Here is a 26,346-nt window from a genome sequence, read left to right on the forward strand (position 1 = left end):
TGAAAGCAGAGGAAGTCGGCCATGGCAACGGCGCCCAGCGTCTCCTACTCGATGACGGTCCGGCTGGAGGTGCCCGCGAGCGGAACCGCGGTCTCCCAGCTCACCGGGGCCGTCGAGTCCCACGGAGGCTCGGTGACCGGCCTCGACGTGACCGCCTCCGGCCACGAGAAGCTCCGGATCGACGTCACGATCGCGGCGACCTCCACGGCGCACGCCGACGAGATCGTCGAGCAGCTCCGCGGCATCGAGGGCGTCACCCTCGGCAAGGTCTCGGACCGTACGTTCCTCATGCACCTCGGCGGCAAGATCGAGATGCAGTCCAAGCACCCGATCCGCAACCGTGACGACCTCTCCATGATCTACACCCCGGGCGTGGCCCGCGTGTGCATGGCGATCGCCGAGAACCCCGAGGACGCCCGCCGCCTCACCATCAAGCGCAACTCCGTTGCGGTTGTGACGGACGGATCCGCGGTGCTGGGCCTGGGCAACATCGGGCCGATGGCCGCTCTGCCGGTCATGGAGGGCAAGGCGGCCCTCTTCAAGCGCTTCGCCGGTATCGACGCCTGGCCGATCTGCCTGGACACCCAGGACACCGACGCGATCGTCGAGATCGTCAAGGCCATCGCCCCCGGCTTCGCGGGCATCAACCTGGAGGACATCTCCGCCCCCCGCTGCTTCGAGATCGAGGCCCGGCTGCGCGAGGCCCTCGACATCCCCGTCTTCCACGACGACCAGCACGGCACCGCGATCGTCGTGCTCGCCGCCCTCACGAACGCCCTGCGTGTGGCGGGCAAGGCGATCGGCGACATCCGTGTCGTCATGTCCGGTGCGGGCGCGGCCGGTACGGCCATCCTCAAGCTGCTCATCGCCGCGGGCGTCAAGAACGCGGTCGTCGCCGACATCCACGGTGTCGTGCACGCGGACCGCACGGACCTGGTGGACGCCGCCGCCGGCACGCCGCTGCGCTGGATCGCCGACAACACCAACCCCGAGGGCCTCACGGGCACGTTGAAGGAAGCCGTGCGCGGCGCGGACGTCTTCATCGGCGTCTCCGCCCCGAACGTCATCGACGGCGACGACGTGGCCGCCATGGCCGAGAACGCCATCGTGTTCGCGCTCGCGAACCCCGACCCCGAGGTCGACCCGGCAATCGCCCGCCAGACGGCGGCAGTTGTCGCCACGGGCCGCTCCGACTTCCCCAACCAGATCAACAACGTCCTGGTCTTCCCGGGCGTCTTCCGCGGCCTCCTGGACGCCCAGTCCCGCACGGTCAACACGGAGATGATGCTGGCCGCCGCGGCCGCCCTGGCGGACGTGGTGACCGAGGACGAGCTCAACCCGAACTACATCATCCCCAGCGTCTTCAACGACAAGGTCGCGGGAGCGGTCGCCGGAGCCGTGCGCTCTGCGGCTCGGGCGGCTGGGGCGTCGGCCTCTGCCGAGTAGGCGCCCGGCGTTGGTGTGGGGCTCGCTGGGGGCTGCCGCCCCCAGACCCCGCTGATCGGCCTGAACGGCCTCGTCCTCAAAGGCCGGACGGGCTGGGTGGTGCCGATCGGCGCTGGAGGATGGGGCCCGCGCTGAAGGCTTGAGCGTGGGCTGTGACGATTGCCACGGCTGCCCGGGCACGGCGCGTCGTGGGACGCCCGGGCTGTGGCCGCCCTCTAGGGTGGCGGCCAGGCTCAGGCCTTGCAGGCCTCTTCGTGTGACTCCCAAGGGTGTTCGTGTGACTCCCAGGGGTGCCGGATTGGCTTTCCCGCCGCAGGTGGGGGCAGGATGCGTCTTCGGGCGCGAGGGTCTGGTGACGGACCCGGGTCCGGGGACCGACCGAGGACCCTGGCAGCATCGTCTTCGCTGTGCCCAATATGCGGCTCCGCCGCGTGGCACGCCTCAACAGCAAGAAGAACACGGGAGTAACAACATGAACCGCAGTGAGCTGGTGGCCGCGCTGGCCGACCGCGCCGAGGTGACCCGCAAGGACGCCGACGCCGTTCTGGCCGCGTTCGCCGAGACCGTCGGCGAGATCGTCGCCAAGGGCGACGAGAAGGTCACCATCCCCGGCTTCCTGACCTTCGAGCGCACCCACCGTGCCGCTCGCACCGCGCGCAACCCGCAGACCGGCGACCCGATCCAGATCCCGGCCGGCTACAGCGTGAAGGTCTCCGCGGGCTCGAAGCTCAAGGAAGCCGCCAAGGGCAAGTAAGTCCTCCTGTACGTTCCTGTACGCCACGGGACGCGTGCGAGGCGAAGCAACGCCGGCAGTAACGCCAATGGGGCGGCCCCCTTTCACCGGGGGCCGCCCCATCGTCGTACGTACGACTGCTGTTACCCGAGCGCCTTGCCCGGCAGTTCGACCTTCGCGCCCAGCTCGACGAGCTTCTCCATGAAGTTCTCGTAGCCGCGGTTGATGAGGTCGATGCCGTGGACCCGGGAGGTGCCCTGGGCCGCGAGGGCGGCGATCAGGTACGAGAAGCCGCCGCGGAGGTCGGGGATGACCAGGTCGGCGCCCTGGAGCTTCGTCGGGCCCGAAACGACGGCCGAGTGCAGGAAGTTGCGCTGGCCGAAGCGGCAGTTGGAGCCGCCGAGGCACTCGCGGTAGAGCTGGATGTGCGCGCCCATCTGGTTGAGCGCGGAGGTGAAGCCGAGACGGGACTCGTACACCGTCTCGTGGATGATGGACAGGCCGGTGGCCTGGGTGAGGGCCACCACCAGCGGCTGCTGCCAGTCCGTCTGGAAGCCCGGGTGGACGTCCGTCTCCAGGGCGATCGACTTGAGCTGGCTGCCCGGGTGCCAGAAGCGGATGCCCTCGTCGTCGATCGCGAACGCCCCGCCCACCTTGCGGTAGGTGTTCAGGAACGTCATCATCGAGCGCTGCTGGGCGCCGCGGACGTAGATGTTGCCTTCGGTCGCCAGCGCCGCGGAAGCCCACGAGGCGGCCTCCAGGCGGTCCGGGAGGGCCGCGTGGGTGTAGCCGCCGAGCGTGTCGACACCCGTGATGCGGATCGTCCGGTCGGTGTCCATGGCGATGATCGCGCCCATCTTCTGCAGTACGCAGATGAGGTCCTCGATCTCGGGCTCCACGGCCGCGTTGGACAGCTCGGTGGTGCCTTCCGCCAGAACGGCCGTCAGCAGCACCTGCTCGGTCGCGCCGACGGACGGGTACGGCAGCTGGATCTTCGTGCCGCGCAGCCGCTGCGGGGCCTCCAGGTACTGGCCGTCCGCCCGCTTCTCGATCTTCGCGCCGAACTGCCGCAGCACCTCGAAGTGGAAGTCGATCGGCCGGCCGCCGATGTCACAGCCGCCCAGGCCGGGGATGAACGCGTGCCCCAGACGGTGCAACAGCGGGCCACAGAAAAGAATCGGGATGCGCGACGAACCCGCGTGGGCATCGATGTCGGCGACGTTCGCGCTCTCGACGTGCGACGGATCCAGCACCAACTCGCCCGGTTCCTCACCCGGACGTACCGTCACACCGTGCAGCTGCAGCAGCCCGCGGACGACACGCACATCGCGGATGTCGGGGACATTGCGCAGCCGGCTCGGTTCACTGCCCAGCAGGGCGGCGACCATGGCCTTGGGTACGAGATTCTTCGCACCGCGGACACGGATCTCGCCCTCAAGCGGGGTTCCGCCGTGGACAAGCAGGACATCGTCATTGACGGTCATGTATCTCGCGTTCCGATGAGTTGGGCAGGTGTGATTCGACGGCAGGTCCCTTGTTACAGGAACCGAACAGCAAGGGTAATGGCCGCCTACCCCCCCTCAGTAAGCCCAAGGGTCACTCAGCTGCGTCATAGCTTTGCCACAACACGAACCGTTCCGAATCGGGCACACGGGGTCACCGGCACCGGCGTGCGCGGGGGTCGCTTCTGTGAGCCCTGAGCTGCATTCACCCGGGTACGGGTATTGGCTCCCCCTACCTGGGGAAGATGCGGGATCATGTCTGGCATGACCGAGGTGTCCTCGCTCACAGGGCGACTGCTCGTGGCCACGCCCGCCCTGGCGGACCCCAACTTCGACCGGGCGGTGGTGCTGCTCCTCGACCACGACGAGGAGGGCTCGCTCGGTGTCGTCCTCAACCGGCCGACCCCGGTCGACGTCGGCGACATCCTGGAGGCCTGGGCGGACCTGGCCGTCGAGCCCGGTGTCGTCTTCCAGGGCGGCCCGGTGTCGCTGGACTCGGCGCTGGGCGTCGCGGTCATCCCGGGCGGCGCGTCCGGCGAAAGCACACCCCTCGGCTGGCGCCGCGTGCACGGCGCGATCGGCCTCGTCGACCTGGAGGCCCCGCCCGAACTCCTCGCCGCGGCTCTCGGCTCCCTGCGCATCTTCGCGGGATACGCGGGCTGGGGCCCCGGCCAGCTGGAGGACGAACTCGTCGAGGGTGCCTGGTACGTCGTCGAATCCGAACCCGGAGACGTCTCCTCCCCGTCCCCCGAACGGCTCTGGCGCGAGGTCCTGCGCCGCCAGCGCAGCGAGCTGGCGATGGTGGCGACGTATCCGGACGATCCGTCGCTCAACTAATGAGTGCGACGGCCGGACGATCCGTCGCTCAACTAATGAGTGCGACGGCCGGACGATTACTGGGCGACCTTCCCTCAACTGAAGGGTGTGAGCCCCAGTACCCTTGGCGTTATGAGCACTCTTGAGCCTGAGACCCAGCCCCAGCGAGGCACGGGGACGGGGACCCTCGTAGAGCCGACACCGCAGGTGTCGCACGGCGACGGGGACCACGAGCGCTTCGCCCACTACGTCCAGAAGGACAAGATCATGGCGAGCGCCCTCGACGGCACGCCCGTCGTGGCCCTCTGCGGCAAGGTGTGGGTCCCCGGCCGCGACCCGAAGAAGTACCCCGTGTGCCCCATGTGCAAGGAGATCTACGAGTCCATGGGCGCCGGTGGCGACAAGGGCAAGGGCGGCGACGGCGGCAAGAAGTAACGCCACCGGGTCCCCCGGCGCAGTACGCCGCGTAGACCGAGCATGGCCGCGGCGCCCCTGGTGAGGGGCGCCGCGGTCTTGTCGTACCTGGGGGTGGGCGTGGGCATGGAATCGTTGCTGCGGGCGCGGGAGCTGGCGGATGCGCGGAAGTTCCGCGAGAGCCGGGCGCTGGTGGAGCGGGCGGAGCCGCGCAGCTCGGAGGAACTGGGCCTCGCGGCCTCGGTGCTCGTCGAACTGCGAGACCCGGAGGCTGCTTTGCCGCTGGCCCGGCGCGCGGTCGCGCTCACGCCCGACGGCTGGCGGGGGCAGCTGGCCCTGGCCGACGCGGCCCATGGGCTGCGGCGCTGGGACGAGTCACTCGCCGCTGCCCGGGCCGCGGTTCGGCTGGCTCCGGAGGAGGCGGCGGCGCACCGGGCGCTGGCCGTCGCCGTGCGCAGAAAGACGGGCGGCGGCCGTGAGTTCCGGCAGGCGGTGAAGCGCGCCAGGGAACTGGGAGGCCGGAAGGCGATGCGGATGCCCGGCCGGCCTAGCCTGTGGCTGGTCCTGGGGTACGTACCGGTGGTGGTCGCAGGGGCATTGCTGCTGGTGCGTGACTTGCCGGAGGGCGTCGAGGGCGTCCTTGAGGTGCTGCGTGCGGCGCCCCTCGCGGTGGTGCTGCTGATCGTCAGCCTTCCGTCCCGGGCCGGCCTCACCTGGCGCGAGCGGATCGCCGAGATACGGGCCGCCAACGAGGAGCGGTACGGCGCCGGGGGCCTGGCGGCGCGCAAGAGGGCGGGGCTGCTTGTCGTCCCCTGGAGCTTCGCGGCGGCCTTCGGCTGCGGACTGCTGGCCGAACCCGGGCGCTCCGGGGACCCGCTTTCCGTGTCGTTCGTCGTGCCGGCCGTGCTCATCGGCGGCTGTGCGGTGGCGGTGCTCGCCCGGCGCACGGTGCGCCTCTGGTACGGGGAGCGGTTCCTGCGCGAGGTGTTCGTCCCCGGTCTCGTGGTGCGGGTCCATCTCGTCGCCGCGGGTGTGCTGGGTGGGGGCGTCCTGCTGCTGACGTTCGGTGACGCACCTCGGGAGACCTGGCGGGTGCTGCACACCTGGACCGTTGTCTGGTTCTTGCTCGCGATCCTCTCCGCTCTGTTCATGTCGGACATGGCGGGTCCGGAGGACGAGCCCGGCGACAGGGCCGTCGAGCGCTAACCGTTGCACGGAGTGCGTCCCGTGGTCACAGAGTGGTTGAGACCTCTTGTGGGCATGTTCATGCACTCATAGCCTCCGGTGTGTTGTGCAGAGCGAAACCGCCATTGCGCATGTTGCAACGCGCCCCCCATCGGAGGATGCTCGATGAAGCTCTCTGTTCGAACGGTCGCCCCCATAGCCGCCCTTGTCGTCGCAGGGCTCACCGTCACCGCCTGCGCCCCCCAGACCTCCGACAACTCCTCCTCCGGCAAGGACGAGAAGACCGGCACCCTGCGGGTCTGGCTCTTCCAGGAGGTCAACAACGCGCCGAAGCAGAAGGTCGTCGACGCGGCCGTCGCCACCTTCAAGAAGGCCCACAAGGACACCAAGGTCACCATCGAGTACATCCCCGTGGAGACCCGCGCCCAGCGCATCAAGGCCGCCTTCAACGACCCCAAGAGCGCCCCGGACGTCATCGAGTACGGCAACACGGACACGGCCGGATACGTCAAGGACGGCGGACTCGCCGACATCACCAAGGAGTTCACCGACTGGTCCGAGTCCAAGGACACCGACCCGACGGCCAGGCAGTCGGTGACGGTGGACGGGAAGATCTACGGCGCCCCGTACTTCGTCGGAGTACGCGCGCTGTACTACCGCACGGACGTCCTCAAGGAACTCGGCCTCGAAGTCCCCAAGACCCAGGCCGAGTTGGCCGAGGCGGCCCGGAAGATCCACGCGGCCAGACCCGACCTGTACGGTCTCGCGGTCGGCGGCGCATACACGTACGGCGCGATGCCGTTCATCTGGTCCCAGGGCGGTGAACTCGCCGAGGGTAAGGGCGGTTCCTATGCCTCGACCATCGACAGCGCGGACGCCCAGAAGGGCATCAAGGCCTACACCTCGCTCTTCGGCGACACCAACTGTCCGGCCGCCAAGTGCGCGGGCATGGGCGGCAACGACACGGTGACCGCCTTCGCCTCGGGCAAGGCGGGCATGGCCATCGGCGGCGACTTCAGCCACGCGGCGATCGAGGCAGGCAAGGTCAAGGGCAAGTACGCGGTCGTGCCGTTGCCCGGGCTGACGTCGGGCTCGGTCGCTCCGGCGTTCGCCGGCGGCAACAACATCGGCGTACTGAAGAGCACCTCGCACCGCACGCTCGCCATCGACCTGATGGAGCAGCTCGCGTCGAAGAAGACCCAGGGCGAACTGTTCGACGCGATGGGCTTCCTGCCGACCTACACCGACGTACGGGAAGAGGTCGCCGCCAAGGAGCCGTTCGTCGCCCCCTTCGTGAAGACCCTCGCCGCGGGCGCCAAGTTCGTACCGGCGTCACCCGCCTGGGCACAGATCGACGCCTCGCTCGTCCTGCCGACGATGTTCCAGGAGATCGTCAGCGGCAAGAAGGACGTGGCGGCGGCCTCGAAGGACGCGGCGAAGAAGATGAACGACGCGTTCAGCTCCGCCGGGTGAAGCCGATGGAGAACCCTCTTGCCCCGACGGGGGCACCGCCCGAGGACATAACCGGCACCGCGGAGGGTGCGGGTGCTGGTGCCGGGGTTGGGCTTGGGCCTGTTGGTGGTGCGAGCTCCGGAGGAGGCGGTGGAGCTGGGCCCGCTGAGGGTGCGGGCCCGGGCGCCGGGAGAGGAGCCGGCGCCGGATCCGGGGCGGGGCCTGGCCGCGGCCCCGCCGACGACGGCAGCAGCTACGGCAGTGGCAGCGGCGAAGGCAGCGGCGGTCACGGCAGTTGTGCGGCGGACCACGCGGCCTTGCCCGGCGAGGCTGCGGCGGACCGCCCAGCCTCACCCGGCCCCGGCGCATCCGTACGGAAGTCGGCGTCCGGGTGGCGTGGCGGCGGGGGTGTGTCCGGGGGTTCCCGGCTTGGGCGCGGTGGCTGGACCCCCTGGCTCTATCTCGCCCCCGCCCTCGTCGTCCTCGGTGCTCTGCTCCTCTACCCCATCTATCAGCTCGGCCTGATCTCGTTCCTGCGGTACACCCAGGCCCAGGTCAGCGGTGGCGAACCGACCACCTTCGAGGGGTTCGGCAACTACCGGACGCTGTTCGCCGACGACCAGTTCTGGCAGGTGCTCCTCGCGACGCTGGTGTTCGCGGCGGCCTGTGTGGTGTCCACGCTGGCGGCCGGCTGCGCGCTGGCGGTGCTCCTCACGCGCGTGCGGGCCGTGCCCCGGCTGGCGCTGATGCTGGCCGCGCTCGGGGCGTGGGCCACCCCGGCCGTCACCGGCTCCACGGTCTGGCTGTTCCTCTTCGACCCCGACTTCGGCCCCGTCAACCGGGTCCTCGGGATCGGCGACCACTCATGGACGTACGGGCATTACAGCGCCTTCGCCCTCGTGCTGCTCGAAGTGGTGTGGTGCTCCTTCCCGTTCGTGATGGTGACGGTGTACGCCGGGATCCGTGCCGTACCGGCCGAGGTGCTGGAGGCGGCCGCCCTGGACGGTGCCTCGCAGTGGCGGATCTGGCGCTCGGTGCTCGCGCCGCTGCTCCAGCCGATCCTGGTGGTCGTCACCATCCAGTCGGTCATCTGGGACTTCAAGGTCTTCACGCAGATCTACGTGATGACCAACGGCGGCGGCATCGCCGGACAGAACCTCGTGCTGAACGTGTACGCGTACCAGAAGGCGTTCGCCGCCTCGCAGTACAGCCTCGGCTCGGCGATCGGCGTGGTGATGCTGGTGATCCTGCTCGCGGTCACGCTGGTCTATCTGCGGCTGCTGCGCAGGCAGGGGGAGGAACTATGAACCTCGTCAGGGGTCTTGTACGGCGCCCGTGGCGGCTCGCCGCCGAGGTGTCCGCGCTGCTGATCGCGGCCGTGGTCGCCTTCCCCCTCTACTGGATGGTGCTCAGCGCCTTCAAACCGGCCGGAGAGGTCGAGTCGACCGAGCCACGGCCCTGGACGCTTTCGCCCTCCCTCGATTCCTTCCGGCGCGTCTTCGGGCAGCAGGAATTCGGCCGGTACTTCCTCAACAGCCTTGTGGTCGCGTGCTCCGTGGTCGTCGCCTCCGCACTCATCGCGTTTCTCGCGGCGACCGCGGTGACACGATTCCGCTTCCGATTCCGGACCACCCTGCTGATCATGTTCCTGGTCGCGCAGATGGTGCCCGTCGAGGCCCTGACGATCCCCCTCTTCTTCCTCATGCGGGACATGGGCCAACTGAACACGCTGGGCTCGCTGATCCTGCCGCACATCGCCTTCTCGCTGCCCTTCGCGATCTGGATGCTGCGGGGTTTTGTGAAGGCCGTACCGGACGCGCTGGAGGAGGCCGCGTACATCGACGGGGCGAGCCGGGCGCGATTCCTGTGGCAGATCCTTTTCCCCCTCGTCTTCCCGGGACTTGTGGCCACGAGCGTCTTTTCCTTCATCTCGGCCTGGAACGACTTCCTGTTCGCCAAGTCCTTCATCATCAGCGACACCTCGCAGTCCACCCTGCCGATGGCCCTCCTCGTCTTCTACAAGCCGGACGAGCCGGACTGGGGCGGCGTGATGGCGGCCTCCACAGTGATGACGATTCCGGTGCTGATCTTCTTCGTACTCGTACAGCGACGACTGGTCTCCGGCCTCGGCGGAGCGGTAAAGGACTGACGTGACTGATGTGATTCCGGCGCCCCGCCATGTGACGGACCACGGGGCCGACTTCTACGAGCTGGGGCCCGGGACGAAGCTGGCCGCGGGTGAGGGCACGGAGCGGACGGAACGCTGGCTGCGGGGCGTGCTGGGCGCGGCCACAGGCCTGCCCCTGAACCCGGGGGACGGGGAAGACGACGACGTCATCCGCGTGTACATCCACTCCATGGTGACCAAGGACCTCGGCGACGAGGGCTACCGTCTGGCCGTCACGCCGAAGGGTGTGCACCTCGTCGGCGGTGGCGCCGCCGGGCTCTTCTGGGGTGCTCAGACGCTGCGGCAGTTGCTCGGCCCCGACGCTTTCCGGCGGGCGCCGCTTCCCGGCCGGGAGTGGCGACTGCCGGTGACCCACATCCAGGACTCCCCGCGATTCCGCTGGCGCGGCCTCATGCTCGACGTCTCCCGGCACTTCATGCCCAAGGACGGGGTCCTGCGCCATCTCGACCTCCTGGCCGCCCACAAACTCAACGTCTTCCACTTCCACCTCACCGACGACCAGGGATGGCGTGTTCAGATCAAGCGCTACCCGAGGTTGACGGAGGTCGGGTCCTGGCGGGCGCGCACGAAATTCGGCCATCGCGCCTCACCGCTGTGGGAGGAGAAGCCGCACGGGGGCTTCTACACGCAGGACGACATCCGCGAGATCGTCGCGTACGCAGCCGAGCGGCATATCAGCGTCGTCCCCGAAATCGACATCCCGGGCCACTCGCAGGCCGCCATCGCCGCGTATCCGGAACTCGGCAACACCGACGTCATCGACACGACCTCCCTCTCCGTCTGGGACAGCTGGGGCGTCTCCAAAAACGTACTCGCCCCCACTGACAACACCCTGCGCTTCTACGAGGGGGTGTTCGAGGAACTCCTCGACCTGTTCCCGGCGGACGCCGGACCCTTCTCGGAGTTCGTGCACATCGGCGGCGACGAATGCGCCAAGGACCAGTGGCGGCAGTCGCCCACCGCGCAGGCGCGCATCAAGGAACTCGGGCTCGCGGACGAGGACGAGTTGCAGTCCTGGTTCGTCCGGCACTTCGACAACTGGCTCTCCGCGCGCGGGCGTCGGCTGATCGGCTGGGACGAGATCCTGGAGGGCGGGCTCGCGGACGGCGCGGCCGTGTCCTCGTGGCGCGGCTACCAGGGCGGCGTCACGGCCGCCCGCGCGGGCCACGACGTCGTCATGTGCCCCGAGCAGCAGGTGTACCTGGACCACCGTCAGGCCGCCGGCGAGGACGAGCCGATGCCCATCGGCTATGTCCGCACCCTGGAGGACGTCTACCGCTTCGAGCCGGTGCCGCCGCAGCTCACCGAGGCGGAGGCGCGGCATGTGCTGGGCACTCAGGCCAACGTGTGGACCGAGGTGATGGAGGACCACGCGCGCGTGGACTACCAGACGTACCCGCGGCTCGTGGCCTTCGCCGAGGTCGCCTGGAGTGCCCTGCCCGCCCCCGCCGAACGGGACTTCGCCGGCTTCGAACGGCGGATGACCGCCCACTACGGGCGACTTGACGCCCTTGGAGTGGACTATCGCCCGCCCGCGGGTCCGCTGCCGTGGCAGAAGCGGCCTGCCCCCGAAGGGATGACGGGTGGCCTCGGACGCCCGATCGAGGGGGCGCCCCCAAACGTGTGAGGCGACTCCGAAGACGCGTGTTCCGGGGTGTTCACCCTGGAACTGTGGCCCCACAAGGAAAAAGGCGCCCAAGGGTCACCGAAGAGTGGCAATTCGCACTCACGGGTGATGCCGTACGAAAACGGACCATCTCCCTGGTGAGAGGGGCGAATGCCTCCTAGCGGACCCCAGCGTCGAGGGTCAGGGAAGATGTGCCAGAGTTGCCACGTCCGCCCTGTCAGCACGTACCGTACGGCAGCACAGGTGGGACCAGGTGGGGCAGCGGGAAGGGGCAGCCGGTTTGACCACGCACGCACCGCAGGCGGCGCAGGCCGTGACGCTGCCCGCGTCGCTGGACGAAGCAGTGGCGGCGCTGGCCGCCATGCCCGCCGCCGTTCCGGTGGCCGGCGGCACCGACCTCATGGCCGCCGTCAACTCCGGACAGCTGCGGCCCGCCGCGCTCGTCGGCCTCGGCCGGATCAGCGAGATCCGCGGCTGGCAGTACCAGGACGGCCACGCGCTGCTCGGCGCGGGCCTCACCCACGCCCGCATGGGGCGTCCCGACTTCGCGGCCCTGATTCCGGCGCTGGCCGCCGCCGCGCGCGCCGCCGGTCCGCCGCAGATCCGTAACGCGGGCACCCTGGGCGGCAATATCGCCTCGGCCGCCCCTACGGGGGACGCGCTGCCCGTACTGGCCGCCCTGGAAGCCACCTTGATCATCGCGGGCCAGGGCGGAGCCCGCCGCGAGATCCCCGTGTCGCACCTGCTCGCGGGCGTGGAGATGCTCCGCGGCGGCGAGCTCATCGGCTACGTGCGCGTGCCGCTGCTGCATGCCCCGCAGGTCTTCCTGAAGGCGACGGGACGCACCGGACCCGGCCGCGCGATCGCGTCCGTGGCCCTCGTCCTCGACCCCGCGCGGCGCGGAGTGCGGTGCGCCGTCGGAGCCATAGCGCCGATGCCGCTGCGGCCGCTGGACGCCGAGGCCTGGGTCGCCCAGCTGATCGACTGGGACAACAACCGGGCGATCGTGCCGGAGGCGCTCACCGCGTTCGGGGAGTACGTGGCCGCGGCCTGCATCCCCGACCCCGTCCCCGACGGGGACGGCTCCGTGCAACAGCTTCCGCCCGCGGTACTGCACCTGCGGCGCACCGTCGCCGCGCTGGCCCGACGAGCACTGGGGAGGGCACTGTCGTGACCGACGACCAGTACGGAGAGGGTGCCCCGCCGAGCGGCGGCCGCTGGGATCCGCTGCCCCAGGGCGACTACGACGACGGCGCCACCGCCTTCGTCAAGCTCCCCGAAGGGGGCATCGAAGCCCTGCTCGCCGACCGGGACAGCCCGCTCGCGGCACCCGGCCACGGCTATGTGCCCCCGCAGATCAGCGTGACCCCCGCGACACCCGAGGCGACGGACCCGGCGGCCACGGGGACGTGGACCGTGCCGGCCGGCGCCGTCCAGTGGCCGGATCCGAACGCCGCGCCGCACGACGCCGCGCACGACGACCGGTTCGCGTACCACCCGGGAGCCACCGGGCAGTGGGACTTCAACGAGGCCGCACAGGCGGGCGCCGCCCCCGGGCACGATGTGACCGGACAGTGGTCGATTCCGGTGGCCGGTGGTGATCTTCCGGACGAATCGGGCGAGTTCACCACTTCGGCGCTCGTCGAGCAGTGGGGCGGGACACCGCCCGCCACGCTCCCCGGCGGCGCGGCCGCCCCCTGGGCCACGGAGGCCATCGGACAGGCGTGGTCGGCGGAGCCCCGGGAAACGGCCGCTGAGGCCCCCGTGGAGCCGTCGGCCGGGTCGCATGCGGAATTGCCCGCGCAGGCCGCCCAGCGGGCCGCCGAGCCCGCTCACGAGGCTTCCCCGCCGGTCGCCGACCTCGCGCACGGGGCCACCGGGGCTCCGGAGGCGCACGAACCGGACCAGGCGCACGAGGACCCCGAGGCCGCCGAGGCCTCCGAGGGGGCCGCCGCCGAAGAGGCGCAGGACGCCGACACCGCCGCGCCGCCCCCGCACGACGAACACCCCCTCGCCGCCTACGTCCTGCGCGTCAACGGCGCCGACCGCCCCGTGACCGACGCCTGGATCGGCGAATCGCTGCTCTACGTCCTGCGCGAGCGGCTCGGCCTGGCGGGCGCCAAGGACGGCTGCTCGCAGGGCGAGTGCGGCGCCTGCAACGTCCAGGTGGACGGACGGCTCGTGGCGTCCTGCCTGGTGCCCGCCGTCACCGCCGCCGGCAGCGAGGTGCGCACCGTCGAGGGCCTGGCCACCGACGGGCAGCCCTCCGACGTGCAGCGGGCGCTCGCCAAGTGCGGCGCCGTGCAGTGCGGTTTCTGCGTACCGGGCATGGCGATGACCGTGCACGACCTCCTTGAGGGCAACCCCGCGCCGACCGAGCTGGAGGCCCGCCAGGCACTGTGCGGCAACCTGTGCCGCTGCTCCGGCTACCGCGGGGTCCTGGACGCCGTACGCGAGGTCGTCAACGAACGCGAGGCGCACTCCGCGGCCGCCGCCGAAGCCACGCCGGACCCGGACGAGGCACGCATCCCGCACCAGGCGGGTCCCGGCGCGGGCGGCGTCCACCCGTCGGCGTTCGAGGCATCGGCCGGGCCGGCCGCACCACAGGCACGGTACGACGACACTTCCACTTCTCCGTACGACCCCCAAGCGCCGCATGAGCAGCCGTACGGCCAGGACGGAGGCCAGGCGTGAGCAACGAAGCCGCGACCGTGACACCGGCGGCACCCGAGAGCGGCCCCGAGCCCCTGCCGCACGGGCTGGGCGTCTCGCTGCCCGCCGCCGAGGCCCGCGCCAAGACGGAGGGCACCTTCCCGTACGCGGCCGACCTGTGGGCCGAGGGCCTGCTGTGGGCCGCCGTGCTCAGGTCGCCCCACCCGCACGCGCGCATCGTGTCCATCGACACCAGCCACGCGCGCGAGATGCCCGGCGTGCGGGCGGTCATCACCCACGAGGACGTGCCCGGCAGCGCGCTGCACGGCCGCGGCACGGCGGACCGCCCGGTGTTCGCCTCCGAGGTCGTACGCCACCACGGGGAGCCCATCGCGGCCGTCGCCGCCGACCACCCGGACACCGCGCGGATGGCCGCCGCCGCCGTCATCGTCGAGTACGAAGTACTCGACGCGGTGACCGACCCGGAGCAGGCCTTCGAGGCCGAGCCCCTGCATCCCGACGGCAACCTGATCCGCCACATCCCGCTGCGCCACGGCGACCCGGAGGCGGCCGGCGAGATCGTCGTCGAGGGCCAGTACCGCATCGGCCGCCAGGACCCGGCCCCGATCGGCGCGGAGGCGGGCCTCGCCGTGCCCCGCCCCGACGGCGGAGTCGAGCTCTACGTGGCGTCCACCGACCCGCACACCGACCGCGACGCGGCCGCCGCCTGCTACGGCCTGGAACCCGAGCGGGTGAAGGTCGTCGTCACCGGCGTCCCCGGCGCCACCGCCGACCGCGAGGACCAGGGCTTCCAGCTCCCGCTCGGCCTGCTGGCCCTGAAGACCGGCTGCCCGGTGAAGCTCACCGCCACGCGCGAGGAGTCCTTCCTCGGCCACGCCCACCGCCACCCCACGCTGCTGCGCTACCGCCACCACGCGGACGCCGAGGGCAAGCTGGTGAAGGTCGAGGCACAGATCCTGCTCGACGCGGGCGCCTACGCCGACACGTCCGCCGAGTCGCTGGCCGCCGCGGTCTCCTTCGCCTGCGGCCCCTACGTCGTCCCCAACGCCTTCATCGAGGGCTGGGTCGTACGCACCAACAACCCGCCCTCCGGCCACGTACGCGGCGAGGGCGCCATGCAGGTGTGCGCCGCCTACGAAGCCCAGATGGACAAGCTGGCGAAGAAGCTCGGCATCGACCCCGCGGAGCTGCGCCTGCGCAACGCGATGGCCACGGGGGACGTCCTGCCGACCGGCCAGACGGTGACGTGCCCGGCGCCGGTCGCCGAACTGCTGCAAGCCGTACGGGACTTCCCGCTCCCCGCGCTGCCCAAGGACACGCCCGAGGACGAGTGGCTGCTCCCCGGGGGCCTCGAAGGCGCGGGCGAACCCGGTGCCGTACGCCGTGGTGTCGGCTATGGCGTCGGCATGGTCCACATGCTCGGCTCGGAGGGCGCGGACGAGGTCTCGACGGCCACGGTCAAGGTCCACGACGGCGTCGCCACCGTGCTCTGCGCGGCCGTGGAGACCGGCCAGGGCTTCACCACGCTGGCCCGGCAGATCGTCCAGGAGACGCTCGGCATCGACGAGGTGCACGTGGCGCCGGTCGACACCGACCAGCCGCCCGCGGGCCCGAGTTGCCGTGGCCGCCACACATGGGTGTCGGGCGGAGCGGTCGAACGCGCCGCGAAAATGGTCCGTACGCAACTGCTGCAGCCCCTGGCGCACAAGTTCGGCATGTCCACGGAGCTGTTGCAGATCACCGACGGCAAGATCACGTCGTACGACGGTGTGCTGTCCACGACCGTGACGGAGGCCATGGACGGCAAGGAACTGTGGGCCACGGCCCAGTGCCGCCCGCACCCCACCGAACCGCTGGACGCCGACGGCCAGGGCGACGCCTTCGTGGGGCTGGCCTTCTGCGCGATCCGCGCGGTGGTGGACGTCGACATCGAGCTGGGCTCGGTCCGGGTGGTGGAGCTGGCGCTCGCCCAGGACGTGGGCCGGATCCTCAACCCGGCGCAGCTGACGGCCCGGATCGAGGCGGGCGTCACCCAGGGCGTCGGCGCCGCGCTGACGGAGAACCTGCGCACGGCCCGCGGCCTGGTCCGCCACCCCGACCTCACCGGATACGCCCTCCCCACCGCCCTGGACGCGCCCGACATCCGCATCGTCAAGCTGGTCGAGGAGCGCGATGTCGTGGCCCCGTTCGGCGCGAAGGCGGTCAGCGCGGTGCCGGTCGTGACGTCCCCCGCGGCGGTCGCGTCCGCCGTACGGGCGGCGACGGGACGGCCGGTCAACCGCCTCCCGATCCGCCCGCAGGCGGCGGTGGTGACGGGATCATGAGCGCACCGCACGAGCCGCTGAGCGGCGAACCGCCACTGAACGACGGCCCCGAGCAGCCGCGCTACGAACCCCCGCCCAGCGTCGGGAAGTTGCTGCTCTGGGTGCTGCTGTTCGTGCTGGCGGCCCTGGTGGTCGTCGTGGGCGGCGTGTACCTCAGCTGAGGGGCGGGGCCCCTGTTCCCGGGTGTTTCCGGCGTTGTCAGTGGTGCGGCGTATGGTTCTGGCTCAATGAGGAACCGCCGCGGGACGCCGCGGTGTTCCTGCCTGGGGGAAGCACGATGCGTTCATCTGCGCGGGGGAGCCATGAGCACGACTGACATCGGTGTCGGCGGCGCGATCACACTGACCGACGAGGAGCTGGATCCGTACGTCACGCACGCGGGGACGCGACGGTGGCTGAGGGGACCGGGACTGCCGTCCGACGGCCGGCTGCTGGGGTTCGCCGCGCTGCGGGAGCACGGGCTGCGGAGACTCGCGGACCTGGCCGGCGACGCGGAGAAGCTCGCCGAGGAGCTGCGGGACCAGCTCGTCATAGGGGCGCTGCGCAACCTGGACAGGGACCTTGAGTCGATCGTGCTGGACGGGACGACCGGGGAGATCTCCACGACATACGTCCACCCGAACCCCGCCCTGATGGACCTGTCCCCCCTGTCGCCCCTGGCCCCCTCCCTGGAGGCGCTGCTGCGCTTCACGGCGGCCACGGAGGAACTGACGGCGCCCCGGGGCCCGTTCGGCCCGAAGACGGTCACGGAGACGACGGCCCGCCTCACGGAGATGTTCACGTCAGGCGCGGGCGCGGGCGCGAACGTGGGCGAGGACGACGTGCCGCCGTACTGGCGCATGGCCGCCCTGATCCGCCCGCTCGCCCGGATCGCGGGCCCCGGCGAGGGCCTTGTCCTCGACCTGCCGAAGCGACTGCTGGACGAGGAGTTCGGCACGGGCGAGATCATGCGCTTCGAGGACGTCGACTTCCCGTCCGCGCTGACGCACGAGCCCACCCGCCGCTTCCTGCGGGAGACGGGCCTGCCCGAGGACGGCTTCCTCTTCCAGCTGGACACGGAGGTGCCCCTGCCGGCCCTCACCGAGTACTACGCGGACGAGCGCCAGGGCGAGTTCTCCGCCGACGAACTCCCCACGACCGCGGACCGCCTGATACGCCTCGGCTACCTCCTGGAGGACACCAGCCTCGTCGTGGACGGCACCACGGGCGCGGTCCTCGCCTGGAGCGAGCCCGACCTCACCCTGCGCCCGCTCAACGCCGACATCTCCACCCTCGCCTTCACGCTCTGGCTGCTCCACCGCGAGAAGTCCCTCGACGCGGCCCACCACCTCACCGACTCCTACGAACAACTCGCCGCGACCATGGCCCAGACCCTCGCCACGGTCGACCCCGTCGCCTGCGACCCCACCCTCTCCCTCCCCGGCGACGACGGCTGGCGCTACTGGCCGGAGATATTCGAGGACCAGGCGGGCGGAACGCTGTACGGGCAGCTGTACGGGTAGAGGGGCGCGACGCGGTGCCGGGCGGCGGCGAGTAGCGTCCGGCACGGGCGAGTGCTCGGCCCTTCAATCGTTCTCGGGGCGGCGCCACCATGCGCTGGCCTTGAAACAGGCCGCCAGCCAGTGTGCCTCGGCGTCGTTGAGGATGACACCGGCGACCGAGGGAAAGAGAGGCCCGAACCTCAGGGTGTCCTCGCTGATGGGCACGGGTTCCCAGTCCAGATCGTGGTGCAGAAGCGTCGCGAGGGGAACGCCCTTGCGCTGCCAGAAGACCATGGGCTCGCCGTACTCGTTCTCAAAGGGCTTGACGATATCCGACTCGCCGAATTCGACACCCGCCATGTCGGCCCACCTGCCCAGGCCCTCGCGCTCCAGATCGACGTAGCGGCGGGCCCGTCGTACGAAGTCGTCCACGGTGTCGTCGTTCAGCACCGATTCCCTGCTCAGGACAATGGACTTCAAGGTCTTGCGCTGCGCCTGTGCCCTTCGAAGCTGACGCGTGGCGTTGCCCCAGAACAGGGTGTCGGGTTGAGGATCGTGCACCACGCACAGGACGGGCACATTGCTGCTGCGCCAGTTCTCGGCGTGCTGGCCCACAGGAACCCGGTACCCGCGGCGCGTGCGATGCGAGGTGCCGCCCTTCACCTGCACCGCGACCGAGGCATCGGTCCGCTGGCCGGCGTGCACGAAGGTGACGTACAGATCCTCACCGTGGTCGTTCACGCCGTCGATCTCCTGGACGATATGGCCATGGTGCTCCAGCAGCGAACGCAGCCGGTTCACCGCGACCCGCCCAACCCGCCGACTCTCAGGAACCTTCGCCATGCCGCCGCCCCCCCTGACACCTGATCAAGGGCACAGGGTAGGGCGGAGCGGTGACAGTGAGAGGCCGCGGCGGGAATCGAACCCCGTCACTCTTCCGGAAGGCTCCCATCGCGGACTTCGTCGAGCTCGCCTCGCTCGTCCAAGTGCCACTGCGTATGTGCGGCATCGGTGAAGTAGGCATGAGGGCGAGAGCGATCGAATTTGGGCAGGGGCATTCTCGGAGATGAGAACTCGAAGGTGAGGGCCGAACCGATGACGTCGACCGGTACCCCCAGGGGCTCCCCGGAAGGGTAGTCATCCGTTTCATCGACTTCGTGGGCTGCCTGAGCGGTGTAGCTGTCCCCAAAACGTACCGTGACATTGCGCAACGGCTTGTCGCTGGTGTTCGAGAGGAAAACGCGCCAACGGTATTCGTTTTCCTGATCACTGAGCTGGCCCGTGGAGGCGGGGCCCACACGGCTGTACTTCATGCGTACCTTCAGTGCCTGCGCCCACCTTCGTTCCTTCGCGATGGCCCGCAGTTGCTCCCGTTCAAGAGAGAGGTTCTCGGACTGCTGGCGGATGAACTGGCGCTGCTCGTCGATCTGATCGCGCTGGCTCTTGAGAGTCCAGATTGCGCCTGCGGCCGCAACGGCAGCGAAGATTGCGCCCGACCATGTTGGGGCGTCGCCCCAGTCGATAGCTCCCACCCGGGGCAGCTTAGAACCGTCGCAACTACCTGAGAAGAGTTCTCTCAGGCCCGACGCCTGATCGAGCAGGCGACACGTCCAACTGAGACGGGAACTGAGACGGGAACTGAGACGGACACACGAAAGGGCGGCACCTCACACGAGGTGCCGCCCTTTTCCCTTTGCCTGGTCAAGGCAGTTGAGGCCGTGGCGGGAATCGAACCCACGTAACTCGCTTTGCAGGCGAGTCCCTAAACCACTCGGGCACACGGCCGGACTCAGGTGCGGCACGGCTCACTCGTTCCGACCTGATGGGTTGACCGTAGGCGGGGGCGTGGGCGGGGCTCAAGGGGTGGGTGGGCGCTGCAATGGGACTGCCATACGCCGTTCATGAAACGTCGGGTGGTGGGGGTGTGGGGGTGTGGGGGCTGCGGGGAGCGACTGGTCGTAGGACCAAAGGCGCAGTTGATCACCGTCTTCCGACAGGGGTCAGCGCCCGGTGTGCCTCTTACGCTGGCGGTCATGACAGCACCGGAAGCGCGCGATGCCACGACGGTTCCGTCCGAGGCCGAGGGGCGGGAAGGCGGCGAGGGCGGTGTGCTGAGCCGTCCCTACCGGGCGCTCAGTATCGGGATCGTGTTCGTGGAGCTGCTGATCGCCTTCGAGGCGACGGCCGTGGGGACGGCGATGCCCGTGGCGGCGCGGGAGCTCGACGGGGTGTCGGCGTACGCGTTCGCGTTCTCGGCGTATTTCACGACGAGTCTGTTCGGGATGGTGCTCGCCGGGCAGTGGGCCGACCGGGACGGGCCGCTGGCGTCGCTGACCACGGGGATCGGGGCCTTCGCGGCGGGGCTGCTGCTGTCCGGGACCGCCGGGACCATGTGGGTGTTCATCCTCGGGCGGGCGGTGCAGGGGCTCGGCGGCGGGCTGGTCGTCGTCGCGTTGTACGTCGTCGTGGCGCGGGCCTACCCGGAGCGGCTGCGCCCGGCGATCATGGCGGCGTTCGCGGCGGGCTGGGTCGTCCCGTCCGTGGTCGGACCGCTGATCGCGGGCACGGTCACCGAACACCTCGGCTGGCGCTGGGTGTTCACCGGGATACCGGTCCTGGTCGTCCTTCCGCTGGCGCTCGCGCTGCCGCAGATCCGGCGGCGGACGTCCGGCCCGCGCGAGGCGGCCGACCGCGCGCCCCTCGACCGGCGGCGCATCCGGCTCGCGCTCGGGATCTCGCTCGGCGCCGCGCTCCTCCAGTACGCCGCCCAGGAACTGGACTGGCTCTCGCTCGTCCCCGCCCTCGCCGGCGCCGCACTGCTCGTGCCGGCGGTCCTCGGGCTGCTGCCGCACGGCACGTACCGGGCGGCGCGCGGGCTGCCGTCCGTGGTGCTGTTGCGCGGGATCGCGGCCGGGGCCTTCATCGCCGCCGAGTCCTTCGTGCCGCTCATGCTGGTCACCCAGCGCGGGCTGTCGCCGACGCTCGCCGGGTTCTCGCTGGCGGCGGCCGGCGGGACCTGGGCGCTGGGGTCGTATGTGCAGTCGAGGCCCCGGACGGAGCCGTACCGGGCCCGGCTGATGTTCCTCGGCATGGTGCTGCTCGCCGCCGCCATCGCCACCGTGCCCAGCGTGCTGATCCACTCCGTGCCGGTGTGGACCGTCGCCGTGGCCTGGGGCTTCGGCTGCTTCGGCATGGGGCTGGTGACGGCCTCGACCAGCGTGCTGCTGCTGCGCCTCTCGGCGCCGGAGGAGACCGGGGCCAACTCCGCCGCGCTGCAGATCTCCGACGGTCTGTCGAACGTGCTGCTGCTCGCCGTGGGCGGCGCGGCCTTCGCGGCCCTCGGCGGCGGCACGGTCGCGGACGCCGCCACCGCGTCGGCCGACGGCTCCCACCCCGCCGCCTTCGCCGCCGTGTTCCTGCCGATGGCCGGGGTGGCGCTGGTGGGGGCGTGGGTGACGACGCGGGTGCGGGAGCGTTGATCGAAAACCGGTCGAATCGGGCGGGTGCGGTGCCCTACTGTCGGCGCATGGAACTCCGCCTCGACCCCGCCCTCGCGCAGGCCCTCGACGACCTCGCCGACGCGCAGGGCCGGCTGCCGGAGGAGGTCGCCGAGGAAGCCGTACGCCGGTACCTGGGCGAGGAGGGTGCGCACGTGCGCACCCTCGCCACCCGGCTCGCGGACGAGCACGCCGATCTTCTGAAGCGGCTCGGCGAATGACCCGGCACCTCACTGTCACCGAAGTGACGGACATCGCCCGGATCGCCTTCGGCGGCCGTGCACCCGAGGTCCGGGAGCCGGGGCTGCTGGCCTCGGCCGTACACCGCCCCCGCGCCCGGATGCTCGGTGTCGCCGCGTACCAGGACCTGCACGAGCAGGCCGCCGCGCTGCTGCACGCCATCGCCACCAACCACCCACTGGTCGACGGGAACAAGCGGACCGCCTGGCTGGCCGCCGCCACATTTCTCGCCGTCAACGGCGTCGACCTCGCGTCCTGCGACCAGGACACGGCGTACGACCTGGTCATCGACGTGGCCTCCGGCAAGGAGAGCGGCATCGGGGTCATCGCGGACCGGCTGCGCGCGCTGTGACGTCAGTCCCATCCACCGGTGACCCGGCGTCGTCCGCGCGTTGACACATCCGGGTCGCCGGTAGGGTGGCCCGGTTGTCATACGTAGCCGAGCCGCCCGCCCGTCTCCCACCACCGCCCTACCTGACGCGCTACGCGCGGCCCCTCTGATTCGACCCCACCAACGGAGACCGTGACTACCACCGCCGCCAGTGCCGCCTCCTCGCACCACCTCTCACCCGCCTTCCCCGGCCGCGCCCCCTGGGGTACCGCCAACAAGCTGCGCGCCTGGCAGCACGGGGCGCTGGAGAAGTACCTCCAGGAGCAGCCGCGCGACTTCCTGGCCGTCGCCACGCCCGGCGCCGGCAAGACGACGTTCGCGCTGACGCTCGCGTCCTGGCTGCTGCACCACCATGTCGTGCAGCAGGTGACCGTGGTCGCGCCGACCGAGCACCTGAAGAAGCAGTGGGCGGAGGCGGCCGCGCGGATAGGGATCAAGCTGGATCCCGAGTACAGCGCGGGGCCGCTCAGCAAGGAGTACCAGGGCGTCGCCGTGACGTACGCCGGTGTCGGTGTGCGGCCCATGCTGCACCGCAATCGCGTCGAGCAGCGCAAGACCCTCGTCATCCTCGACGAGATCCACCACGCCGGTGACTCCAAGTCCTGGGGTGAGGCGTGCCTTGAGGCGTTCGAGCCCGCCACCCGGCGGCTCGCGCTCACCGGTACGCCCTTCCGGTCCGACACCAACCCCATCCCCTTCGTGACGTACGAGGAGGGGAACGACGGGATCCGGCGGTCCTCCGCCGACTACACGTACGGATACGGGTCCGCCCTCGGCGACGGGGTCGTGCGGCCGGTCATCTTCCTCTCCTACAGCGGCAACATGCGGTGGCGCACCAAGGCGGGCGACGAAATCGCCGCTCGCCTCGGCGAACCCATGACCAAGGACGCCATCTCGCAGGCCTGGCGCACCGCGCTCGACGCGCGCGGCGAGTGGATGCCCAGCGTGCTGCGCGCCGCCGACCAGCGGCTGACCGAGGTCAGGAAGGGCATCCCGGACGCCGGTGCGCTCGTCATCGCCTCCGACCAGGACTCGGCGCGCGCGTACGCCAAGCTGATCCGCGAGATCACCGGGACCAAGGCGACCCTCGTCCTCTCCGACGACACCGGCGCCTCGAACCGCATCGACGAGTTCAGCCACAGCGACGACCGGTGGATGGTCGCGGTGCGGATGGTGTCCGAGGGCGTCGACGTGCCGCGGCTCGCGGTCGGCGTGTACGCCACCACCATCTCCACGCCCCTCTTCTTCGCCCAGGCCGTCGGACGCTTCGTACGGTCCCGGCGGCGCGGCGAGACCGCCTCCGTCTTCCTCCCGACCGTCCCCGACCTCCTGGGCTTCGCCAACGAGATGGAGGTCGAGCGCGACCACGTCCTCGACAAGCCCAAGAAAGAGGGCGAGGAGGACCCGTACGCCGAGTCCGAGCAGGAGATGGACGAGGCGAACCGGGAGCAGGACGAGGACACCGGCGAGCAGGAGCAGTTCTCCTTCGAGGCGCTGGAGTCCGAGGCCGTTTTCGACCGGGTGCTGTACGACGGCGCCGAGTTCGGGATGCAGGCCCACCCGGGGAGCGAGGAAGAGCAGGACTACCTCGGCATTCCGGGGCTTCTCGAACCCGACCAGGTGCAGATGCTCCTCCAGAAGCGGCAGGCCCGGCAGATCGCGCACAGCCGCAAGAAGCCCGACGAGGAAGCGGATCTGCTCGAACTGCCCGCCGAGCGGCGGCCCGTGGTCTCCCACAAGGAGATGCTGGAGCTGCGGAAACAGCTCAACACCATGGTCGGCGCGTACGTCCATCAGAGCGGCAAGCCGCACGGCGTGATCCACACCGAGCTGCGGCGTGTGTGTGGGGGGCCGCCGAGCGCGGAGGCGACGGCGGGACAGCTGCGGCAGCGGATCGCCAAGGTGCAGGAGTGGGCCACCCGGATGCGGTGACGCTGGGCGCTGTGCCGGGGCGGTCGCGGTTCCGGGGTGTGCCGGTTGTTCTTCGGCCGCGGACCGTCTGTGGCTGGTCGCGCAGTTCCTCGCGCCCCTTTTAGGGGCGCGTTTGTGGGCGTGTGCGCTGTGTGCGCGGGTCGTGCACGCCGCGTGATGAGCGCCGTGCGTATGGGGGCAAACGGAATCAGTCCGTACCAGCCGTTGCCCGGATTCTGGACGTGGACTTCCGCTGAGCGGACTGGATCGCTACTGTCCCGGCTACGCACACGCCCCGTGGCAGCGCCGCCGCGGAGCGCAGCCGTGAAGCGACTCCGCCCGGGAAGAGCCCGGGTCGTCAGCCGACCGGCGGCCTCTGAAGCGCGTCGCCGACGGGACTCGGTGGCGCAACCGCCGCGAGGGGGCCGTCGACCTCACCACTAAGGAGTGGGCGTCGTGACCGCGGAGACCTCTCAGACGCTCGACCGGGGACTGCGCGTCCTCAAGCTGCTCGCCGACACGGACCACGGGCTGACCGTCACCGAGCTCTCGAACAAACTGGGCGTCAACCGGACCGTTGTGTACCGGTTGCTCGCCACGCTGGAGCAGCACGCACTCGTACGGCGTGATCTGGGTGGCCGCGCCCGGGTCGGGCTCGGCGTGCTGCGGCTGGGCAGCCAGGTGCATCCGCTGGTGCGGGAGGCCGCGCTGCCCGCGTTGCGGGCGCTGGCCGAGGACATAGGGGCTACGGCTCATCTCACGCTGGTCGACGGGACCGAGGCGCTGGCCGTCGCCGTCGTGGAGCCGACGTGGACGGATTACCACGTTGCCTACCGGGCCGGGTTCCGGCATCCGCTGGACCGGGGTGCCGCCGGGCGGGCGATTCTCGCGGCCCGGCAGGCGCCGGTGGGGGAGCCCGGGTACACGCTCACGCATGGGGAGTTGGAGGCGGGGGCCAGTGGGGCCGCGGCGCCTCTGATCGGTGTGACCGGGGTCGAGGGCAGCGTGGGTGTCGTCATGCTGGCGGACTCCGTGCCGGAGCGGGTGGGACCGCGGGTCGTGGACGCGGCCCGAGAGGTCGCTGACGCCTTGCGCTGACGTCGGGCTCGGCTCGGCTCGTGCCCGGCGCCGGGGCCGACCTCGGGGCGGGTCGCGCGGTCCGGCGCTCACGGGGTGCCGCTCTCCTTGGGACGGGCGCCGCCCCAGCGCCCAGCGGCACGGTGGCCCACAGCCGAGGCGGCTGCGATGCCACCCCCTGCCCCCTGCCACACCCCCTGTGTCTGTACCGGCGTCGCGAGTGGGCCGCCGCCCCAGCGGCATGATGCCCGCACCCTCAAGGGCAGCCCTTCGTCCTGGAGGACGGACATCTGCGGGTCCCGACGACACCCGGCATCGGCATCGGCATCGAGCCGCTGCCGGAGGCGCTGCGCCGCTTCCGGGCCGCACGACGGGACCTGTACGGGGGCCCTACCGTGCGGTGACGTTAGATTGATCCCGTGCTCTCTCGTCTCACGCGCCCCAAGGCCGTCGCCGTCTGCGCCCTCCCCGTCGTGGCTCTGCTCGCCACGGCGGTGTTCGCGCCGCTGCCGTTCTCCGTGGCGCAGCCCGGCATGACGGCGAACGTCCTCGGCGAGAACAAGGGTGACCCGGTGATCACGATCAGCGGAGCGCCCACGCGGGACACCAGCGGGCAGCTGCGGATGACGACGATCGAGGCGACGGGCCCGGACGCGCGGGTCTCCCTCGGTGATGTGCTCGACAGCTGGTTCGCCACGGACCGGGCCGTGATGCCGCGCGACTCGGTCTACCCGAGCGGGAACAGCGTCAAGGAGATCGAGCAGCACAACGCGGACGAGATGAAGAAGTCCCAGGACACGGCCACCGAGGCGGCGCTGTCCTATCTGCACGAGAAGAACGACGTGAAGGTCACGCTCAAGCTGGCCGACGTGGGCGGGCCCAGTGCCGGGCTGCTCTTCTCGCTCGGCATCGTCGACAAGCTGGACGGCGACGGCAGCGGCGGCGACCTCACGGGCGGACGCACCATCGCGGGTACGGGGACGATCGACGAGGACGGCACGGTCGGCGCCGTCGGGGGCGTCGCCCTCAAGACCCAGGCCGCCCGCCGGGACGGCGCGACGGTCTTCCTGGTCCCGAAGGCGGAGTGCTCGGACGCGAAGTCGGAGCTGCCGAAGGGGCTGCGGCTGATTCCGGTGACCACGCTGAAGGGCGCGGTGGACGCCCTGGTCTCCCTGGAGAAGGGGAAGGGCTCGGTTCCGAGCTGCTAGGCGACTGCCGGGTTCGGGGTGGCCAGCCGGAGGCCGACCTCCACGAGCGTCCAGCCGAGCCGTGCCCGCAGCTCGCTCGGCCGCTTGGCCTCGGTGGCGAGCCGGTGGGTTTCGGCCTGGGCGCGGAGTTCGGCGGCGCGGGTGTGGTGCAGGGCGAGGTGTGTGTCGGGGTGCAGCATCG

24 protein-coding genes and 1 tRNA gene are annotated in these 26,346 nt (G+C 70.8%); 20 read left to right on the plus strand and 5 right to left on the minus strand.

Going from position 1 to position 26,346, the window contains the following annotated elements:
- Window positions 1-21: 21 nt before the first annotated feature.
- Together OIC96_RS29615 and OIC96_RS29620 are read left to right on the plus strand one after the other, a co-directional pair.
- Window positions 22-1,446: an NAD-dependent malic enzyme gene (locus OIC96_RS29615; protein WP_330304929.1), complete on the plus strand. Its 1,425-nt coding sequence runs from the start codon at window positions 22-24 to the stop codon at window positions 1,444-1,446.
- Between the two features lie 472 nt (window positions 1,447-1,918).
- Window positions 1,919-2,200 carry an HU family DNA-binding protein gene (locus OIC96_RS29620; RefSeq protein ID WP_007382399.1) on the plus strand — a complete coding sequence of 94 codons (282 nt, stop codon included), beginning with the start codon at window positions 1,919-1,921 and terminating at the stop codon, window positions 2,198-2,200.
- A 122-nt stretch (window positions 2,201-2,322) separates the two neighbouring features.
- On the opposite strand, the gene murA is transcribed toward OIC96_RS29620, so the two are convergent.
- Window positions 2,323-3,663, minus strand: a complete 1,341-nt coding sequence (gene murA / locus OIC96_RS29625) for a UDP-N-acetylglucosamine 1-carboxyvinyltransferase (protein WP_330304928.1) — start codon at window positions 3,661-3,663, stop codon at window positions 2,323-2,325.
- Window positions 3,664-3,945: 282 nt separating this feature from the next.
- On the opposite strand from murA, the gene OIC96_RS29630 reads away from it, so the two are divergent.
- The 12 genes from OIC96_RS29630 (at window position 3,946) to OIC96_RS29685 (ending at window position 17,862) form a co-directional block, all read left to right on the plus strand.
- Entirely contained in the window at window positions 3,946-4,518 is a 573-nt protein-coding gene (locus tag OIC96_RS29630; protein WP_330304927.1) for a YqgE/AlgH family protein, read from the plus strand.
- A gap of 111 nt (window positions 4,519-4,629) precedes the next feature.
- The gene (locus OIC96_RS29635; protein ID WP_327429095.1) at window positions 4,630-4,932 is read left to right on the plus strand and encodes a DUF3039 domain-containing protein; all 303 of its coding nucleotides are present in this window, start codon (window positions 4,630-4,632) and stop codon (window positions 4,930-4,932) included.
- A gap of 105 nt (window positions 4,933-5,037) precedes the next feature.
- Window positions 5,038-6,117, plus strand: coding sequence for a hypothetical protein (locus OIC96_RS29640; RefSeq protein ID WP_330304926.1), 1,080 nt, complete (start codon window positions 5,038-5,040; stop codon window positions 6,115-6,117).
- 144 nt (window positions 6,118-6,261) lie between these two features.
- Window positions 6,262-7,569 carry an extracellular solute-binding protein gene (locus tag OIC96_RS29645; protein WP_330304925.1) on the plus strand — a complete coding sequence of 436 codons (1,308 nt, stop codon included), beginning with the start codon at window positions 6,262-6,264 and terminating at the stop codon, window positions 7,567-7,569.
- 296 nt (window positions 7,570-7,865) lie between these two features.
- Window positions 7,866-8,855 carry a carbohydrate ABC transporter permease gene (locus tag OIC96_RS29650; RefSeq protein ID WP_406501688.1) on the plus strand — a complete coding sequence of 330 codons (990 nt, stop codon included), beginning with the start codon at window positions 7,866-7,868 and terminating at the stop codon, window positions 8,853-8,855.
- Window positions 8,852-9,697: a carbohydrate ABC transporter permease gene (locus OIC96_RS29655; protein WP_330304923.1), complete on the plus strand. Its 846-nt coding sequence runs from the start codon at window positions 8,852-8,854 to the stop codon at window positions 9,695-9,697. Before OIC96_RS29650 ends, OIC96_RS29655 begins: the two co-directional genes overlap by 4 nt.
- A 1-nt stretch (window position 9,698) precedes the next feature.
- Window positions 9,699-11,363, plus strand: a complete 1,665-nt coding sequence (locus OIC96_RS29660; RefSeq protein ID WP_406501687.1) for a beta-N-acetylhexosaminidase — start codon at window positions 9,699-9,701, stop codon at window positions 11,361-11,363.
- Window positions 11,364-11,643: 280 nt separating this feature from the next.
- Window positions 11,644-12,537, plus strand: coding sequence for an FAD binding domain-containing protein (locus tag OIC96_RS29665; protein WP_330304922.1), 894 nt, complete (start codon window positions 11,644-11,646; stop codon window positions 12,535-12,537).
- Window positions 12,534-14,057 (plus strand): 2Fe-2S iron-sulfur cluster-binding protein, encoded by a 1,524-nt coding sequence (locus tag OIC96_RS29670; protein ID WP_330304921.1) that lies wholly within the window; start codon window positions 12,534-12,536, stop codon window positions 14,055-14,057. The genes OIC96_RS29665 and OIC96_RS29670 overlap by 4 nt, the downstream gene beginning before the upstream one ends.
- Complete coding sequence (locus OIC96_RS29675) at window positions 14,054-16,360, plus strand: xanthine dehydrogenase family protein molybdopterin-binding subunit (protein ID WP_330304920.1); 2,307 nt, start codon at window positions 14,054-14,056, stop codon at window positions 16,358-16,360. Before OIC96_RS29670 ends, OIC96_RS29675 begins: the two co-directional genes overlap by 4 nt.
- Window positions 16,357-16,521: a hypothetical protein gene (locus OIC96_RS29680; protein ID WP_330304919.1), complete on the plus strand. Its 165-nt coding sequence runs from the start codon at window positions 16,357-16,359 to the stop codon at window positions 16,519-16,521. The genes OIC96_RS29675 and OIC96_RS29680 overlap by 4 nt, the downstream gene beginning before the upstream one ends.
- Window positions 16,522-16,662: 141 nt before the next feature.
- Window positions 16,663-17,862: an SUKH-4 family immunity protein gene (locus OIC96_RS29685; RefSeq protein WP_330304918.1), complete on the plus strand. Its 1,200-nt coding sequence runs from the start codon at window positions 16,663-16,665 to the stop codon at window positions 17,860-17,862.
- A gap of 63 nt (window positions 17,863-17,925) precedes the next feature.
- On the opposite strand, the gene OIC96_RS29690 is transcribed toward OIC96_RS29685, so the two are convergent.
- The 3 genes from OIC96_RS29690 to OIC96_RS29700 all read right to left on the minus strand — a co-directional run bounded on the left by OIC96_RS29690 (window position 17,926) and on the right by OIC96_RS29700 (window position 19,626).
- Window positions 17,926-18,684: a DUF4365 domain-containing protein gene (locus OIC96_RS29690; protein ID WP_330304917.1), complete on the minus strand. Its 759-nt coding sequence runs from the start codon at window positions 18,682-18,684 to the stop codon at window positions 17,926-17,928.
- An 86-nt stretch (window positions 18,685-18,770) separates the two neighbouring features.
- Window positions 18,771-19,373, minus strand: coding sequence for a hypothetical protein (locus OIC96_RS29695; protein ID WP_330304916.1), 603 nt, complete (start codon window positions 19,371-19,373; stop codon window positions 18,771-18,773).
- Between the two features lie 181 nt (window positions 19,374-19,554).
- Window positions 19,555-19,626, minus strand: a tRNA-Cys gene (locus tag OIC96_RS29700).
- A gap of 248 nt (window positions 19,627-19,874) precedes the next feature.
- Between OIC96_RS29700 and OIC96_RS29705 the strand changes: the two genes are divergently transcribed.
- From OIC96_RS29705 to OIC96_RS29730, 6 genes are all read left to right on the plus strand, one after another.
- Window positions 19,875-21,320: an MFS transporter gene (locus OIC96_RS29705; RefSeq protein ID WP_330304915.1), complete on the plus strand. Its 1,446-nt coding sequence runs from the start codon at window positions 19,875-19,877 to the stop codon at window positions 21,318-21,320.
- Between the two features lie 47 nt (window positions 21,321-21,367).
- Complete coding sequence (locus tag OIC96_RS29710; RefSeq protein ID WP_330304914.1) at window positions 21,368-21,559, plus strand: hypothetical protein; 192 nt, start codon at window positions 21,368-21,370, stop codon at window positions 21,557-21,559.
- Entirely contained in the window at window positions 21,556-21,930 is a 375-nt protein-coding gene (locus tag OIC96_RS29715; RefSeq protein WP_330304913.1) for a type II toxin-antitoxin system death-on-curing family toxin, read from the plus strand. The genes OIC96_RS29710 and OIC96_RS29715 overlap by 4 nt, the downstream gene beginning before the upstream one ends.
- Before the next feature lie 171 nt (window positions 21,931-22,101).
- The gene (locus tag OIC96_RS29720; protein WP_330304912.1) at window positions 22,102-23,901 is read left to right on the plus strand and encodes a DEAD/DEAH box helicase; all 1,800 of its coding nucleotides are present in this window, start codon (window positions 22,102-22,104) and stop codon (window positions 23,899-23,901) included.
- Window positions 23,902-24,336: 435 nt separating this feature from the next.
- Window positions 24,337-24,978, plus strand: coding sequence for an IclR family transcriptional regulator (locus tag OIC96_RS29725; RefSeq protein WP_330304911.1), 642 nt, complete (start codon window positions 24,337-24,339; stop codon window positions 24,976-24,978).
- Window positions 24,979-25,376: 398 nt separating this feature from the next.
- Window positions 25,377-26,165, plus strand: coding sequence for a S16 family serine protease (locus OIC96_RS29730; RefSeq protein WP_330304910.1), 789 nt, complete (start codon window positions 25,377-25,379; stop codon window positions 26,163-26,165).
- On the opposite strand, the gene OIC96_RS29735 is transcribed toward OIC96_RS29730, so the two are convergent.
- A complete protein-coding gene (locus tag OIC96_RS29735) occupies window positions 26,162-26,341 on the minus strand; it encodes a hypothetical protein (RefSeq protein WP_330310125.1) in 180 nt (59 codons plus the stop codon). The two genes, OIC96_RS29730 and OIC96_RS29735, sit on opposite strands and share 4 nt — an antisense overlap.
- Window positions 26,342-26,346: the final 5 nt, after the last annotated feature.

Source organism: Streptomyces sp. NBC_00775 (assembly GCF_036347135.1).
Lineage (GTDB): Bacteria > Actinomycetota > Actinomycetes > Streptomycetales > Streptomycetaceae > Streptomyces > Streptomyces lutosisoli.